Annotated in this window: 16 protein-coding genes and 1 pseudogene; 11 read left to right on the forward strand and 6 right to left on the reverse strand. The window is 46.7% G+C overall.

The genetic code is table 11. From position 1 onward, the window contains the following. Window positions 1–25: 25 nt before the first annotated feature. The 9 genes and pseudogenes from FGI04_RS11740 to FGI04_RS11780 all read left to right on the forward strand — a co-directional run bounded on the left by FGI04_RS11740 (window position 26) and on the right by FGI04_RS11780 (window position 7,292). A complete protein-coding gene (locus FGI04_RS11740; RefSeq protein WP_342698790.1) occupies window positions 26–448 on the forward strand; it encodes a PTH2-like family protein in 423 nt (140 codons plus the stop codon). 104 nt (window positions 449–552) lie between these two features. Beyond that, window positions 553–1,962 carry a phenylacetate--CoA ligase family protein gene (locus FGI04_RS11745; protein WP_407321148.1) on the forward strand — a complete coding sequence of 470 codons (1,410 nt, stop codon included), beginning with the start codon at window positions 553–555 and terminating at the stop codon, window positions 1,960–1,962. Beyond that, the gene (locus FGI04_RS11750; protein WP_342698788.1) at window positions 1,962–2,930 is read left to right on the forward strand and encodes a branched-chain amino acid transaminase; all 969 of its coding nucleotides are present in this window, start codon (window positions 1,962–1,964) and stop codon (window positions 2,928–2,930) included. Before FGI04_RS11745 ends, FGI04_RS11750 begins: the two co-directional genes overlap by 1 nt. Window positions 2,931–2,951: 21 nt before the next feature. Next, window positions 2,952–3,530 carry a type 2 periplasmic-binding domain-containing protein gene (locus FGI04_RS11755; RefSeq protein ID WP_038903921.1) on the forward strand — a complete coding sequence of 193 codons (579 nt, stop codon included), beginning with the start codon at window positions 2,952–2,954 and terminating at the stop codon, window positions 3,528–3,530. 13 nt (window positions 3,531–3,543) lie between these two features. Continuing rightward, a complete protein-coding gene (locus FGI04_RS11760; protein WP_038903920.1) occupies window positions 3,544–4,089 on the forward strand; it encodes a carboxymuconolactone decarboxylase family protein in 546 nt (181 codons plus the stop codon). Between the two features lie 15 nt (window positions 4,090–4,104). Further along, a complete protein-coding gene (locus tag FGI04_RS11765) occupies window positions 4,105–5,076 on the forward strand; it encodes an ornithine cyclodeaminase family protein (RefSeq protein ID WP_342698787.1) in 972 nt (323 codons plus the stop codon). Window positions 5,077–5,112: 36 nt separating this feature from the next. After that, a complete protein-coding gene (locus FGI04_RS11770) occupies window positions 5,113–5,739 on the forward strand; it encodes a LysE family translocator (protein WP_342698786.1) in 627 nt (208 codons plus the stop codon). Between the two features lie 69 nt (window positions 5,740–5,808). Continuing rightward, a pseudogene (locus tag FGI04_RS11775) lies at window positions 5,809–6,431 on the forward strand (IS3 family transposase); the annotation flags it as partial. A 279-nt stretch (window positions 6,432–6,710) separates the two neighbouring features. Then, window positions 6,711–7,292 carry a type 2 periplasmic-binding domain-containing protein gene (locus FGI04_RS11780; protein ID WP_342698785.1) on the forward strand — a complete coding sequence of 194 codons (582 nt, stop codon included), beginning with the start codon at window positions 6,711–6,713 and terminating at the stop codon, window positions 7,290–7,292. Between the two features lie 370 nt (window positions 7,293–7,662). Here FGI04_RS11780 and FGI04_RS11785 read toward each other — a convergent pair whose 3' ends face one another. Further along, a complete protein-coding gene (locus FGI04_RS11785; protein WP_342698784.1) occupies window positions 7,663–8,358 on the reverse strand; it encodes a GntR family transcriptional regulator in 696 nt (231 codons plus the stop codon). Between the two features lie 239 nt (window positions 8,359–8,597). Here FGI04_RS11785 and FGI04_RS11790 point away from each other — a divergent pair, with 239 nt between their 5' ends. Further along, entirely contained in the window at window positions 8,598–9,452 is an 855-nt protein-coding gene (locus FGI04_RS11790; protein ID WP_407273218.1) for a fumarylacetoacetate hydrolase family protein, read from the forward strand. A 64-nt stretch (window positions 9,453–9,516) separates the two neighbouring features. Further along, the gene (locus FGI04_RS11795; protein WP_407273217.1) at window positions 9,517–10,341 is read left to right on the forward strand and encodes a helix-turn-helix transcriptional regulator; all 825 of its coding nucleotides are present in this window, start codon (window positions 9,517–9,519) and stop codon (window positions 10,339–10,341) included. Between the two features lie 23 nt (window positions 10,342–10,364). Here the strand turns inward: FGI04_RS11795 and FGI04_RS11800 are convergent, their stop codons facing one another. The 5 genes from FGI04_RS11800 to FGI04_RS11820 all read right to left on the reverse strand — a co-directional run bounded on the left by FGI04_RS11800 (window position 10,365) and on the right by FGI04_RS11820 (window position 15,529). Continuing rightward, window positions 10,365–10,928: a YbhB/YbcL family Raf kinase inhibitor-like protein gene (locus FGI04_RS11800; RefSeq protein WP_342698780.1), complete on the reverse strand. Its 564-nt coding sequence runs from the start codon at window positions 10,926–10,928 to the stop codon at window positions 10,365–10,367. 303 nt (window positions 10,929–11,231) lie between these two features. Next, window positions 11,232–12,647: a solanimycin export family MATE transporter SolL gene (gene solL, locus FGI04_RS11805; protein WP_342698779.1), complete on the reverse strand. Its 1,416-nt coding sequence runs from the start codon at window positions 12,645–12,647 to the stop codon at window positions 11,232–11,234. Between the two features lie 101 nt (window positions 12,648–12,748). Next, window positions 12,749–13,291 (reverse strand): MaoC/PaaZ C-terminal domain-containing protein, encoded by a 543-nt coding sequence (locus FGI04_RS11810; RefSeq protein ID WP_342698823.1) that lies wholly within the window; start codon window positions 13,289–13,291, stop codon window positions 12,749–12,751. A 179-nt stretch (window positions 13,292–13,470) separates the two neighbouring features. Further along, window positions 13,471–14,190 carry a solanimycin biosynthesis MBL-fold hydrolase SolJ gene (solJ, locus tag FGI04_RS11815; RefSeq protein ID WP_407321146.1) on the reverse strand — a complete coding sequence of 240 codons (720 nt, stop codon included), beginning with the start codon at window positions 14,188–14,190 and terminating at the stop codon, window positions 13,471–13,473. 73 nt (window positions 14,191–14,263) lie between these two features. Next, a complete protein-coding gene (locus tag FGI04_RS11820) occupies window positions 14,264–15,529 on the reverse strand; it encodes a glycosyltransferase (protein WP_407321145.1) in 1,266 nt (421 codons plus the stop codon). Window positions 15,530–15,552 lie beyond the last annotated feature (23 nt).

Genomic DNA, 15,552 nt, shown 5'->3' on the forward strand with positions numbered 1-15,552 from the left:
TTTTCTACATAATTGAGGATAAAAGATGAAATTTGATGCCAGCCAACATCGCTGTACGATTATTATTGATAAAGATCTGCCAACGGGTCTTGCTATGAATGCAGCAAGCGTCATTGGAATCAGTTTTGGACGTATGATTGAAAACCTTGTTGGTCCTGATATGCAAAGTCTTGACAACGTCAATTATCCTGGTGTTATTTACAGCCCACTTCCTGTTCTGCTGTCATCAGGTGAATATCTTCATGAAATACAGGCTAATGCAGAGAATGACAATGATATTTATATTATGCCATTCAGTGCATTGGCACAGTCATGCAAGACGTATGATGAGTATGGAGAAAGAATATCTTCCGTCAATAGTAAAAATATTGAACTGGTAGCAATTGGACTCATTGGCCCAAAAAAGAAAATAACAAAAATGACAGGAAATCTCCCACTCTACAAATAATTTACCGTCAATAATTAAAAAGTCAGCAGTAGATATACTGCTGATTACGTTGCTGCACACAAATAATATATTAATCTAATTTTTTCTTAGCTGAGGAAGACAATATGTATGCTATTTTTAAAGAAGGAATCATCGAAAAAGCAAAAGAAGTTTATAATCAGCACAGTGCCTTTAGCACAGGTAACATCAGTTTAGAAAAACTTTACAGCCACCAGAACAATCAATTTAGAGAAATAATTAAATACGCTACTAAAAACTCTCCATTCTATCGTGAACATTTAAAAGGCTTGACCTCAACTGACATTGAAACATTGACGACAAATAGAATAAATATTCTTCCATTCACGACCAAGGATGACCTAAGGAATCATGGTGCGTCATTAGCATCTGCCCCCCTTAACCAAAGCTGGATTTATTACGAAACAACCGGAACAACAGGGAAACCAACGCCCTGCCCCCGTAACGAGACTGATTCAATCCATAATAACACACCTCTTATTATTCATTATCGGGATATATTTGAACAACATGGTTCAGATCATATTGTAGGGGTAATGGGGCCAAGTGAACTTCATTCAACGGGTGATACATTCGAAGATGTATTTCGTAGCCTTGGCTATAGCGTTGTAAAAATGTGGCCTCGTTCACCTGTCGTGGGAATGAAACGAGTTATGGCTTTGATCAACGAATTGCAGATAACCGCGCTTGTCTGCACGCCCGCAGTGGCTATTTCAGTCGCACGTTTTATTAAAGATTCGGGACAGGATCCGTCAGCTACAAGCGTGAGGCTGATCCTTACTGTTGGTGAACTAACAACACCATCACTGTTAAGGAACATTGGTGATATATGGGGAGCACAAGTATATAGCTGCATGTATGCCTCTCAGGAGTCGTCTATTCTCGCCGTCTGTGCGAAGGACAGTCACCTTTACACCGTTCCCCTAAACAACTATTACGAGATCATTGATCCTTCCACCGGTGTAGCCTACGACGCAACAGCGGGCCAGGTTACTGGGGAATTGGTCATAACACATCTCTATAAAGCACAAAAACCACTTATTCGTTATCGTACCGGCGACATGGTACGTTCAACCTACATGCCTGATGGCAGCCAAAAAATCGTGCCGATTGGCCGTGTGCGTGATGTTCTGACCCTCAATGGCTCTGCTTACTGTGCCTGGGATTTAGAAGCTGCGCTTCTTGAACGACTGAAAGGCTGCCTAGACTACGCGATTCAAATCGACAAACACGAAGGTGTCGATGTACTTAATATCACGATTGAGATGTTTAATGAGGAATCAAATATCTCCTCAGTTCTCGATGACGTTAAGACGCATATAGAGCAGACGATTGCAGGCATCAAGGTAAACCTTATCAATGGGGAAACGAGTAGCGTAACAGCAACTTCGGCTATGGTCAGTTGGAAAGCGGCGCGTATCCACGATTTACGACCAGCAGCAGACAATCATGAGCGTGAGGCGGCCCTTGCACTGATTAATCGGGGGTTTAAATAATGAATGCAGTTGACCCCGATAAAATCAGTGAAATAAAACCGGCACACCACCGTTGGAGTTACCTAAATGGCGAGTTCATTGAAGCGAATGTAGCTGTCTTACCTATTACGACACAGGCATTTAATTACGGTACCGCTGTGTTTGAAGGCATTCGTGGCTACACGAATCGCTCTACTGGAAGGGTAAATATCTTCCGATTAGATGATCATATTAAACGGCTTTGTCAGTCAGCATCACTACTGTTAATTGATGATCTACCAGAGCATCAGGCTTTAAAAGAATTAATACTATCACTCTTGAGGAGAAATGAAGCCAGCAGTGACTGTTACATCAGACCAATTGCATATAAACACCACCTTTTGCCTGGCAGCGGCTTTGGTGTGAAGCTTTCAGGCGTCAGTAACGGATTATCAGTTAATAGCCTTAATATGCGCTCTTATGTGAAACAGGACGGTATAGCATGCACAATTTCAGGATGGCGTCGTGTTGCTGATAACGCTATTCCAGCAAGAGCCAAAATCACAGGTAGTTACGTTAACTCAGCCCTTGCAATGGAAGCAGCCCAGCGAGGTGGATATAACGATGCCATTATGATAAATAATCACGGCTATGTTGCAGAAGCGACCACATCTAACATATTCATGGTCAAAAATGGGAAGTTAATAACTCCCCCGGTTACAGCACATATCCTGGAAGGGATTACACGTGACACAGTCATTACGCTTGCGAAAACCTGCCTTGACCTGAAAGTAGAAGAACGAGACATTTTACCGTCAGAGCTTCTGACCGCTGATGAATGTTTTTTAACAGGTACAGGAGTAGAAATATCCCCTATAAATCAGATTGACCATCGCAAGCTTAACAGTATGGATATCCATGGTATATCAATGTCCATCAAAGTTCTGTATGAACAGTCAGTTCGTGGGGAGTTAGACGTATTCGATCATTGGTTAACGCCGGTCTACTAAATAATACATTTAGGTGAAACGATGAGCTATCATTTTATGGACATGGGGCTGAGTCATGCCGTGAACTGCCCAGTTCACACCTTAGGCCCTTCGGGAACAAGCAGTGAATATGCCTCTCAATTTTTTCATCGATGGATGAGTGATAACTATGCGAATAGCTATCACGAAATTCACCTTAATGACTCATATGAATTAGCAAGAAATAATATTGAGGATGAAAAGGGTTTGCTAATTGTGGCCAATGCGTATCCGAAAATTAATGATTTTTATATGGATACTCGTTTAAAAATACTAGCAACATTTCTTTATGATACGCCACTTTATGGACTGGTAGCTAATAAAACACTGCCCGACAGGCCATTGTATGTCGCATCTCATCCTGCGCCGATCCCATTAATTGGAGAGTTACTCCCTGATGGATTACGCATTGAGCAAGTTATTGAGATGTCATCCACTAGTGCGGCAGCACAGGCTGTAGTATCCGGTGAAGTAGATGTCGCGTTAACTACCGAAATTGCAGCCAGGATACACAAGCTCAACTTTATTTCGCGAATCCGGCCTATACACATGCTCTGGTCTGTGTTCGCTTCTAATGTTTGAATGAGGATAGGAAATGACAATACTGCAAATGCATACGCTCGACAGTGCGCCGTCAGCTAGTCGTCCATTACTTCAAAGTTCAATTGACGGTTTTGGCTGGATTCCCTGGCAAAGCGCCTATATGGCAGAGTCACCCGCACTGCTGTCATCTTACCAGTTTGCCCATGACGCCTTCTCCCAGTGCTCGCTAAACGAAGAGGAACGTGCAATCGTGTGGATCACAACGGGAATCATAAACCAGTGCGCCTACACAGTTCAGGCACATACCTGGATCGCGCAACATAAAGGGGTATCACCAGAAGTCCTGAATACACTGACCAACCAGCCAGAAGCCCTTCCTGGCAAGCTGGCAGCGTTATACCACTTTACTCATCAGGTTGCTCTAGCGCAGGGCCAGATACCTCAACAAGCAGTAGAAGAGATGCTGGCCGCAGGATATAGCCAGCAAAATATACTGGACGTGATTTTAGGTGTGTCTCAAAAAACGATGTCAACGCTGCTTAATAGCATCGCACATACTCAGATAGAACCTCAATTTCAGTCTGTTCCGACGCGATAACCATGGATACTCATCATGCAATTCATTAGTCGTAAGCAGGTGGAACAAGCTTTATCTCCTTCAACATGTCTACAGTTGAGCCGGGATGCTTTCGCTCTGGTAAGCAGGGGAAAAGTTAAACAGGCGTTACGGAGCGTTATCTCTTCCGAACAAGGCTGTCTCATGGGAACCATGCCCGCCTACATTGAAGAAGGGCCCTATGCTGGATTCGGGCTCAAAACAGTCAAAGTAGACTTTAGCCACAATAATCAGCATACGTCCCATGAGGGTTGCATTCTGCTTTATGATGCTTCAGATAAGGGCGACATGGTCCTTGTTGATGCTGCCTCAGTAACAGAATTACGTACAGCGGCAGCATCAGCTCTGGCTACGGATATTTTGGCTCCTCAGAATGCCAGCCATCTTGCTATCCTAGGTACGGGGGTTCAGGCCAAAAAGCACGTCCAGATGCTAATGACCATTCGCCCTTTCCGACATATCTCAATTTGGGGAAGAAGTGAAACAGGTGCGTCTGCATTTGCCGGCTGGTGTCGGCAACATTTAGGGCTGCCAGTAACAGTTGCGATGACCCCTGCCCAAGCCATCTCAAATGCTGACATCATCTGTACAGTAACGGCATCAAAAGAACCGTTTCTCCATTCCCATGACCTTCCTGATCGTTGCCACATTAATGCCGTTGGCGCATCGGCACCCAATTTTCAGGAGCTAGGATCCAACATCTATGCGGAGGTGGAACTGTACGTTGATTGCAAAGATGCGGTTTGGAATTCATCAACCTGTCTGCAACAGGCAAAGCAACAAGGACTTATATCTCAAGACAATATGGGGACTGAAATAGGAGAATTGCTCACTTCAGAAGTTCCCCCGACAGCACGTAAGCTGCAAAAAACCTTATTTAAGTCCGTTGGGCTTGCCGTTCAGGATCTGGTCTTTGCAAGAGCCGTTGTTGCTCACACCCAAATATCTATGAACAACAATTTTAAATAATCCTCTTCCCCGTATTTAATTTCGACAGGAAAAATCATGTTAGGAACTGCTCAAATCATATCTTACATTGCTGCACTCGGTTTAGCTGCCGCAATCCCAGGACCAGGAATGACTGCATTAGTCGCCCGTAGCGTAAGTGGTGGTGTAGTAACCGGTTTTACGATGCTGGCCGGATTAATTATCGGGGATTTGATTTATTTATCTATTGCGGTATTTGGTCTGGCGGTAATCGCACATACTTATACATCTCTTTTCACACTGATTAACTGGGCCGCTTCACTCTATTTATGTATGCTGGCATGGCAATTCTGGCGCTACCAGCCCCAGGCAATAAACATTGCCAAAAGAGCAACCAAACGAGAATTAGCATCTGCCTGGTTTTCAGGGTTGACCATTACACTCGGGAATCCTAAAACCATCGCCTTCTATCTGGCAATACTGCCTCTTGTTATCTCCCTGGATAATGTATCATTACAAATATGGGGAGGAATGTTGGTGCCGATTACCATATTCGTCCTTCTGGCTGTTGGAGCAGCCTTTATTCTCGCAGCACTCAGAATACGACACTTCCTCACCAGTGCAAATGCACAACGACTCCTTTTTCGGTCGGCGGGATTCATTATGATGCTGGCTGCGTTTGGTATGGTGATAAAGACACTTTAGCGTTCCATTCCCCGGCGTCTACTAACAGATTTGGGATCTCATAAAAATGGAAATAATCGGGTAGTCTTAAGTGAGATCCTGAAACTCAGGGCACAGTTAAAGCGTACCGAAGAAGAACGGGACACTCTGAAAAAGGCCGCGCAGTACTCTGCGAGGGAGCCTAACTGAAGTACAGTGAAGTATCGCTTTATCAATGAACACCGTTCTGTATGGGGTGTCATGACGATGTGTCGGGTATTGAATGCCGCCCGGGCCGGATTTTATGCATGGCTGCATAATCCGGTTTGTGCACGCGATAAAGATAGCCAGCGCCTGCTGGTTCTCATCCGCGATTCGTACGCCCTGAGCGGTGGTGTGTATGGCTATCGTCGGGTCCATGGTGATCTGAATGAAATCGGTGAAACCTGCGGTAAAAATCGTGTAGGTCGCATCAATACAACTGAACCGGATCAAAGCGGTACGTGGCTATAAACCGCCACGCCGGATCGCAGGCAGACCTTCTGTTGTCGCCCCAAATCGTATGCAGCGTGAATTTACCGTGGTAAAACCGATGCCCCCTCTCACGTGAACTGATACTGGATGCGCTGATGATAGCCGTATGGAGATGTAAACCAGAAAGCGAGCTCATAGTACACAGCGCTCAGGGTAGCCAGTACAGCAGTGACGACTGGCAGCGGTTCTGCCGGGCAGATATGGACTGAACGCCGTAATAAATACAGATTTCGGCATTCCCCTGAATCGAGCCTTGCGCATAGCAATCTCCTCAATAGGACATGTCGGAAGATCTCTAAAAATGAATCGCTCTATTTACAGGAATACTTACAATTATAAATAATAAATTACAACTACGAACCTTAGTTAATTGTTAAAATTCCACTATTGATTTAATGGACTAACAGTGGTAACGATTTCAGGCATTTAGGTTTATAAAGTATTCTTACATTACTGTCTCATGGAAGGGATCTATCATCATGATTATTGTCAGTGATCAGATTAATAGTATTCGTGATTCACACATCCGTCTTGGTACACTCGGCCCAGAAGGAACCAGTAGTGAATACGTGGCTAAAAAATTCATAAGAAATCATTTGGAAAGCAATAATACGGAATGTGAAATAAAGCTATATGAAACTTTCGAAGAAGCCAAAGAAAAACTTCTTGATGGTTCAATAAATTATATAATCTGTCCTCATGCTTATAAAAAAATAAATGATTTTTATATGCATCCGCTCATCTCTCTGATAGAGATATTTCAATGTGATACACCTATGTATGGTGTAGCCGTAAGGCAAGATTATTCATTTGAAAACAAAGACCTTGAAGAACAAGTCATAGTGAGTCATTCAGCACCTCTGGAATTAGTGACTAACTACCTCGGAACAAAAACCAATTTCTATATAGTAAACTCAACCAGTAAGGCTGCTGAATTGATTTCTAATGGCAATTTCAACTTAGCTATAACAAATGAAGAAGCCGTGAAAAAATTTGGTCTGAGATTTGTGCATGAATTTAAGAAGATTCCAATGAGTTGGTCACTTTTTGGCAGAGCATGAATTCGCTACCATTTGTTAACTTATACACTACAATAATTTTATATATGAAAATCTTCCCGAAATCAACTCTGATTTAATGGGAAAATAGGACTAATGAGGAAGTTATTGCGATAGATATTAAAATATTAAAAAAAGGTGAAAATTACTCTTTAGAAAATCGGTTTTTTAAGACCATACATGAAGAAACAAAATGAAAGGTCTTGCAGGAAAAACCGTCATAGTAACGGGCGGTGCTTCAGGGATTGGTCGCACTACAGCCTTATCTTTTCTAAAATGGGTAGCAGGCCAATAACCAGATAGCACCTAGTTTAAGCACCCATAGTGAATTTCAGGCTGTTTTCCCTGTGCGTGTCAATACGATGGTGCTATCTCAATCTGGCAAAGCAGCGAATATGCCATTGTCATCAAATAAACCGACCAGTGCATCCGTAGTCTGTTGTATGTGATGATTCATCAGTTGTTTGATTCGTTGGGTATCTTTGTCCAGCGCCGCGTCCATCAGTGCTTTGTGCTCTGAGTTCAGGTCTCGCACCCCAGCGGTGAGGTTGACCGAGAGCATCCGGTATCGCTCATTTTGTTCAAATAGCTTTCGCTGCAGTCGAAGCAACCACGCATTTGGACATGCAGCGCTCAGTGCAACGTGGAAACGATTATGCCGGTTATTCCACTCCTCGCTGCCCAGCGTTTCGCCCTCACCACTACCGTAACGTGCCAGCATGTGAAACGCAGAGATGAGTTCACTTTCCCATTTCACATCCCCATGCATCACTGATTCACTCAGGCACTCTCCTTCGATCAGTTTTCGCGTGGCAGTGAGGTCAAGCAAGTCTTTGAGAGAAACAGGCGTAACACGAAACCCCTTTTGAGGCTCGGCAATGACCAGATTCTCAGCGGTCAATCGTGACAACGCTTCCCTAATCGCACCGACGTTCGTCTCCAGGCCTTCTGCCAGTGCTTTCGTATTGACTCGCGAGCCAGGGTACAGCTGACAGGTCAGCAGAGCATGGCGAAGTCGTGAGTACGTCGACTGAGTCAGACTGTCTTTTGTTCCTGCGTTTTCTGTCATAGCGCATCCAGTAGCATCAAAAAATACATTTGATCAAAAAATAGATTTTATCTGGTTAAAATCTATTTTAGAGTAATAAAACGTCTTTAGGAATGCATTATGACAACTCAGCCTGGAGGGGTCATTCTCGGGGTGGTCGACATTTACTGTGAGGGAAGCCGAGACCCTACGCGGGATCGGCCGCTATCCACGTTAAAAAAACAAAAGATATCCGCTTTGAAAAACGAAAGAGGCTCGCGATGAAAATATGTCGTTACGGCAATCAGGGCCAGGAAAAACCTGGTGTTTTAGATGCAAATAATATCTTAAGGGACCTTTCCGGCAGCGTAAGCGACATCACCCCAGAAACGCTCCCCATCGTGTTGGATCTGCTAAAGAAAGAAGACGATATCGCCAGGCTACCTGAAGTTAAAGGGAATCCGCGGTTAGGTTCGCCACTCAACACCGTATCGAAGTTTGTCGCCATCGGCCTGAACTATCTTGATCATGCTAAAGAGGCGAATCTTGCTGCGCCTGATGAACCCGTGATCTTTTTTAAAGCACCGAGTTGTATGAGCGGACCTGATGACAATATCGTCATTCCTCCGCATTCAACAAAGCTCGACTGGGAAGCGGAGCTGGGGATCGTTATTCGCCGAGAGGCAAAACAAGTCAGTCATGATGATGCGCTGAACTATGTTGCGGGTTATTGCATTGTGAATGATATCTCTGATCGGGGTTTCCAATTCCAATCATCACAATGGGACAAAGCGAAAAGTTGCGATACCTTCGGCCCTGTCGGCCCTTATATCGTCACGCCGGATGAAGTGGGTGACCCCCAGCAGTTACAGATCTGGCTTGAGGTGAATGGGGAAAGACGTCAGGACAGCCATACTTCTCAGATGATCTTCTCCGTGGCACACATCGTCTCCTATGTCAGCCATTACATGACGCTCAAACCCGGCGATATTATCGCAACCGGTACACCTGCCGGTGTGGGGCTGGGGATGAAACCTGAGCCTGTCTGGCTCAAGGACGGAGACCACATCCGTATTCACATTGAAAAACTGGGATACCAGAACCAGTTGGTGACTAAGCAGGCTGTCAGCCGCTGATTACCACATTACGACCGGTGAATCATCCCGGTCGTTGCTGGCGGCAGTTTATGGGGAAATCGGTATGACTGACAGGAAAGTCATGAGCCGCGCTGGGGTAGGCAGTGCGGCGCATGTATTACAAACTCAGCCGTTATTAGCCCGACATATCACCATCGATGATCCAACCATCATTCTTATCCGTAATGGCACAAAGCGCATTCGCTGGGTGGGCAATGAAGTCGAATTAACGGCAGGGGATGCGGTCGTTGTGGGAGAAGGGCAATCCTTTGATATCATTAATACCCCTGCCCCAGAAAATGGCACCTACGAAGCCGACTGGCTTAGTTTTAATAGCGACGTGGTGACGGGCTATCACTGCCGCAATTCAAGGTGCGTGAAAGTTAACCAAGCCTGTTCTCTGGAAGGGATCAGTGAGACTTTCCGTAAGGCCTTTTATCATACCACCGAAATATTTAGCGAACCGGCGTTAATCCCTGACGCCGTCGCGCGTGACCGTATGCATGAAATGCTCAGTTGGTTAGAGGAATATGGTGTTTGCTTTGGGGTCCATTTTCGAACAGGGATTGAGAGCAAATTAAGGCGGTTAATTTCCGTCAACCTCTCTCATTCCTGGGATATCAAAACAGTCGCCAGCCAATTGGGAATGTCTGAAGCGACGTTGCGTCGAAAGCTCGCGGCAGAGCAAACCTCATTTTCAAAGCTCATCGCTGACGTGCGCATGTGCCGTGCTCTGACGTTGCTACAGGTGACCGATCTTTCGGTGACGCAGATTGCGTTCGAAGTGGGCTATGAAAGCCCCTCTAAATTTTCCTCACGTTTTCGTCATCGATTCGGTTTTTATCCGGGTCAGGTGAGAACGAAAGCGATATCCGCCGTTACGCTATAATCTTCCCTGCCCCGGATATTGCGTTAGCGTCCCTGAACAATCCGGATTTTTGCTTCACCAAGCGCATTGGCTTTCGTCATAAACCCAACCAGTGCTGGCGTTGAATCCGCGGTTACGCCCGGAAGCTTGTCAACGTTTAGTGCTGTCAGAGTGATGTCATAACGGTGAGTCTCACCTTTGGGAGGACAAGCGCCACCATAGCCCGGCACACCAAAGTCAGTTCGCGTTTGCATCGCACCAGCCGGTAAGCCTTTATTATCCGCTGTCACGTTCGCAGGGAGTGAGTTCACGCCAGATGGAATATTGACCACCTGCCAGTGCACCCATCCGAGCCCAGTCGGTGCATCACGGTCATAGATTTGCAGTGCGAAACTCCTGGTACCTGCCGGTGCACCGGACCAACTAAAAGAAGGTGATTTATTGGCACCGCTGCAACCGAAGCCATAGGATTCACTCAGCAATTGATTAGTTGAAAAATGCCCCGAGCTAAGCTCACTGCTGGTCAGAGTAAAACCCGCGGCTAATGCCGCCGGGCTTGCCATAGCAAGGCATAATACCCCTGCAACGGGAAGGGTGAATTTGGACATTGAAATATCTCCGTCTGTTGTTTATTCAAAAACAGGTTAAATATTCCCCCTTCTCAGCGCGCGCCTGAAACGGTCAATCACCGCTCCATGGCGCTCCTTTATAGAATGCTCCCGCTTTTGCCTGCCACCAGGTCGCCAACGACATGGTTTGGAACAAGGCACGGGCTAAAGAAATGGCAGTGGGGCTTGAACCGGTTCTGGCCAGGCAATGCTTCTTCGGTGTACTTGCCCCCTTTTTTGAGGATCAGCCCGGCAGGCATTTTCACACCGGCCGGGCATGACACGCGGTAGGCTCTTCAACGATCAGACGGTATCGGGTTGTTTCTCTGCAGAAGCGCCCAATGAATGCGTTAATCTTGAGCGTTGCCAGTCAATTCGCTCAAAGAACATTATCGTCAGCCCTGCCATGAACAGGTTAGTGATGGGAAACGCCCACCATAAACCAGACACGCCAAGCGACGTATAGTGGGATAATCCCCACGCCAGCGGGATTTGAATCAGCCACTGAGAAACCAACGCCAGCACCATCGTCGTCATGGTGCGGCCTGTTGCGCGAAAAGCCCCGTTTAATGCCATCTGTAACCCAATTAACCCATAACTGGGGGCAATCAGGTGGAAGAAATGCGTTCCGTGAGCAATCACCATCGACTGGTCGGGGGCAAATGTGCCAATAATATAAGGGCTAAATACGGCCCCTATCAGGCCAATGGCGGTCAGTATAAGAAATGAAATAGCGCCACTGAGCCGACCAATCGCCCGCGCACGTTCAGATTGTCCGGCACCGACATTTTGTCCTACCAACGTCGCGGTGGCGATTGACATCCCTATCGCTGGCACAATGACCAGCGCATTGATATTAATCACCACACCGTACGCGGCCGTTACGTCGGTGCCCAGCCCGGTAACCAGTGTCATCATGCCGCTCGCTCCCAAGGCGTGCGCACAGAGTTCAATGGATGCAGGCATGCCAAGACGAACGACAGATTTCACCATATCCACTTTGGGTTTCATCGCACGGAAATAGATCTTAAGGCCAACACGACCAAAGCGTAATACCAGTAACCCCGCTATCATCGCAATGCCCTGATTAATGAGCGTGGCGATCGCCGCCCCGGCTACGCCAAAGGCAGGAATAATGCCGTAACCGAAGATAAATAGCGGATCCATGATGGCGTTGAGAATCAGCGTACCCAGTGTAATCAATAATGGAATACGTACCTCGCCAGCACCTCTCATCAACGACTGCAACATGGAGAAACCGAAGGTAAATATGATGCCGCTGATGATGACACGCAAAAAACTAAGCGCGTAGGGGAACACCTCATTCTGCGTACCCAGCGCGTGTAACATCCAGGGGGCGAGGAAATACCCCGCCACCGCAATAGGTATGGAAAACAATAACGACAGCGTAAACACCTGGGCGGCAATATCGTTTGCTCGTTGGTACAAGCGAGCGCCGATACACTGTGCCACCAGTGTCGTGCCCGCCACACTCAGCCCAATACCTAAAGCAAAGGCCAGAAAGATGATGGGCTGACTCACCGATATCGCCGCCACGGCTTTGTCACCCAAACGCCCGACCCAGAATGCATCAATCATGATGTATCCTGACTGTAAAAGATTGGCAAAAATAACCGGTACACCTATTTTTGCCAGTGAGCGTAATATTGAGCCTTGTAATAAGGCATTTGATTTTTCATTAGCGATTTCAGGTGACAAGAGTTGATCCCTTAATGTCCGTAGTAATGGGAAACCAACCGTGATGAAAACAGTGAATATCGATGAGTTTTCCCATCACACTGTTTCAGTGCGGTGGAGTGTTACATCGCCTTCGATTCCGTGCATCCTTTAAATACAAGGAGTTTACCGAGTAACTCCTGTCGTATTTTATTGTCATGACCTATTGTAAAAATATGAATACTCATCATGGCTCTGTCTGGCCTGGCTGGAGAAATGTCGATATCAATAATCTTTGCTTTTATTCGCAATAGATCACCCGGCCGGGTAGGCCGAAACCAGGTAATATTTTCCACTCCTTTGCCGATAATGCCATGAGCCAGCGGTAAACACTTCACCAGCAGATTCATGGTAATACTTACCGTATGCCAGCCGCTCGCTGCCAGCCCCCTGAAGATAGAATCTTTTGCCAGCTTATCATCCATGTGAAACGGTTGCGGATCATACCGGGTTGAAAACTCTGTGATTTCTTCGGCGCTGACATAATACTCCGAACTATAAAAAACCTGGCCGACCTTAAGGTCATCCATATACAGTTTTGCTAACGCCGTATCCCCTATATCATTCTCTATTGGGTATGCGTCTGCCGAATTGACATAATCGCTTGAATAGTTTTCATCTTGCATATTCACGAGCCTCCCTTCCTGACATGAACATATCTGCTTCATGCTAACAGTGACGTATTCCCATACACTGCGCATCCTATAAGCAACCATCGGTGAAAATAAGAGATATCTATCCATCGCCGTCAGATTTCAGGATATTTTCCTTACATGAAATCCGAACGACTCCAGGTGTTAGTTTTCTATGAAAAAGCCATCCATGACGATTTATCCTGGCCTTTTCTCATACGAAAGTTTGTAAACAACTCCTGATTATCGAAAGACAAATAAACGTTATAACGAAATACCTCTTCAAACGTTAAACCAGGTGGATACCTATAACTGTGTCCAGGATAAATACGAACCGTTCCAGGTAAAATAGCCTTCAGGCGTTCAAGACTCGAAAATAGGTGTGCCGCATCATCATGATTGGCACACAGCCCGCACCCTTCAATAAACAACGTGTCGCCGGTAAAGAGATGCTGCCCTACCCAATAACAGACACTCCCTGGCGTATGACCCGGCGTCATTATCGGGCGAACCAGCATTCCCGCGACATGCCAGGCTTGTTCATCAAACAAACGTGCCGCAGGAATACTGAAACCGGAACACGCTGCCTCCTTGCGTGACAACCATACCGGGCAGCCATGTTTCTCTGCCAGGTACCCGGCGAGATCAATATGGTCAGGATGAGCATGGGTTATCAATATTCCTGCCAGTTGCGCATTCGCAGTGCGAAGTGCCGTTTCCAGCCGGTCTATTTCCCATGCTGGATCAACCAGCAACGCTTGCCCTGTGCCACGATTAAGCACCATATAGTTGTTATTAATAAAGCGGCCACGACGCACCTTTATCGTCGTTACCGCCATATCGGCTGATGACATCGTACACGCTGACGACACCCTCTTATTTTCCAACCACATAGCGCTTACTCCACACCATCACTAGCAAAATCCATTCCTTATTGCACCACAAGCGCAACCAGAGATCGCGAGCTCACAGTAACCCCCAGCACTGCAATTCGGCTATCGTGTTCTCCACCCCGCGCTCCTGGCGAATTTGTTGTCCAAGTGCCCTGGCTCGCTCCCTGACGGCGGAAGAAAAACTCCGATTAAACGCCTGCGCGATGTCATCTTCACCAGAACGTTTCAGATCAAGACTGCCGCCACTGCCGCCCAGCGCCTCCATCCGCCACGCCCAATAAAACTGGTCATAAATAAACGGCATAATCACCTGAGGCGTTCCCGCCCTTAGCGCCGCCGCCACCGTCCCACTGCCACCGTGATGGAAAACGGTTTTCACCCTTGGAAATAACCATTCATGCGATACGTGATCGACACAGATAACCCCTGGCAAACTGGCCGCGACAATCATGTCTGTGTTGATAGCCCCGCCACCGCTCATAATGACGGCCCGCACGCCTAGCCGTTTAATGACATTGATAATTTTCTTTGTCAGCCCTTCAGGATCGGTACTGTTCATGCTGCCGAACCCGATATAGACCGGCGGCGCGCCCTCGGCGATAAACTGCTCCAGCGTCGACGATACCGACGGCATTGACTGGATGGCGCCAAACCAACTGCCGGTTATCTTAACGGTGTCCTCTGGCCATTCTGGCGGCCGTGGCACTACATGCGGACTAAACGCATAGATAACTTTTCTGGCTTGATTGCTTTTATCAAACCAGGGGCCAAACCAGCTCCATGCCGGCAGACCAAGACGGGTGCGACAGGCACTAAAAGACTTCGCCACAAAACGCCACATGATGATGCGCAACAACTTCCATACCGCGAGATTAATCGGCCCTGGCAACCTGATTATTTTTTTCAGGAAAAACGGCGGAATAGAACGCGATGGCGTCAATGGCGCGAAGTAAACGGTCACGACAGGAATATCGAGTTTTTCACCGATAGATACGGCCAACGGTACCGCCTGGTTAGCGGCGATAATCAGGCGACTATGAGTGGCGGCATTAATGGCCTGCTCGACCCAAAGCGACATCAGTTGGTCAACGACCCCCGACATTTTTTTCGCGTTCTTATACGACGATTCGCCATCCATCAGCTCTTGTTCAATCTTTCTGGCCTCTGGGAGATCAAGACTCCATGTGTGATATCCCAATCCTTCATCGGTAACGATTTTCTCATTTCGTTCCCCCGACATGATGGAGCACTCGTGCCCCATCTGTTGAAGTTTCTTACCCAGAACGATAAACGGCCGTATATCTCCCATTGAGCCAGCGGTAAAAATAGATATCTTCATCTATTGCACACCTCGCAATCGTA

This window comes from Dickeya ananatis (assembly GCF_019464615.1).
Classification (GTDB): Bacteria; Pseudomonadota; Gammaproteobacteria; order Enterobacterales; family Enterobacteriaceae; genus Dickeya; species Dickeya oryzae.

Excerpts from the sequence above, each read along its gene's own strand:
- FGI04_RS11740 (WP_342698790.1), top strand. The coding sequence starts at position 26 with ATGAAATTTGATGCCAGCCAACATCGCTGTACGATTATTATTGATAAA.
- FGI04_RS11745 (WP_407321148.1), top strand. The coding sequence starts at position 553 with ATGTATGCTATTTTTAAAGAAGGAATCATCGAAAAAGCAAAAGAAGTT.
- FGI04_RS11750 (WP_342698788.1), top strand. The coding sequence starts at position 1,962 with ATGAATGCAGTTGACCCCGATAAAATCAGTGAAATAAAACCGGCACAC.
- FGI04_RS11755 (WP_038903921.1), top strand. The coding sequence starts at position 2,952 with ATGAGCTATCATTTTATGGACATGGGGCTGAGTCATGCCGTGAACTGC.
- FGI04_RS11760 (WP_038903920.1), top strand. The coding sequence starts at position 3,544 with ATGACAATACTGCAAATGCATACGCTCGACAGTGCGCCGTCAGCTAGT.
- FGI04_RS11765 (WP_342698787.1), top strand. The coding sequence starts at position 4,105 with ATGCAATTCATTAGTCGTAAGCAGGTGGAACAAGCTTTATCTCCTTCA.
- FGI04_RS11770 (WP_342698786.1), top strand. The coding sequence starts at position 5,113 with ATGTTAGGAACTGCTCAAATCATATCTTACATTGCTGCACTCGGTTTA.
- FGI04_RS11780 (WP_342698785.1), top strand. The coding sequence starts at position 6,711 with ATGATTATTGTCAGTGATCAGATTAATAGTATTCGTGATTCACACATC.
- FGI04_RS11785 (WP_342698784.1), bottom strand. The coding sequence starts at position 8,358 with ATGACAGAAAACGCAGGAACAAAAGACAGTCTGACTCAGTCGACGTAC.
- FGI04_RS11790 (WP_407273218.1), top strand. The coding sequence starts at position 8,598 with ATGAAAATATGTCGTTACGGCAATCAGGGCCAGGAAAAACCTGGTGTT.
- FGI04_RS11795 (WP_407273217.1), top strand. The coding sequence starts at position 9,517 with ATGACTGACAGGAAAGTCATGAGCCGCGCTGGGGTAGGCAGTGCGGCG.
- FGI04_RS11800 (WP_342698780.1), bottom strand. The coding sequence starts at position 10,928 with ATGTCCAAATTCACCCTTCCCGTTGCAGGGGTATTATGCCTTGCTATG.
- FGI04_RS11810 (WP_342698823.1), bottom strand. The coding sequence starts at position 13,291 with ATGCAAGATGAAAACTATTCAAGCGATTATGTCAATTCGGCAGACGCA.
- solJ (WP_407321146.1), bottom strand. The coding sequence starts at position 14,190 with ATGTGGTTGGAAAATAAGAGGGTGTCGTCAGCGTGTACGATGTCATCA.
- FGI04_RS11820 (WP_407321145.1), bottom strand. The coding sequence starts at position 15,529 with ATGAAGATATCTATTTTTACCGCTGGCTCAATGGGAGATATACGGCCG.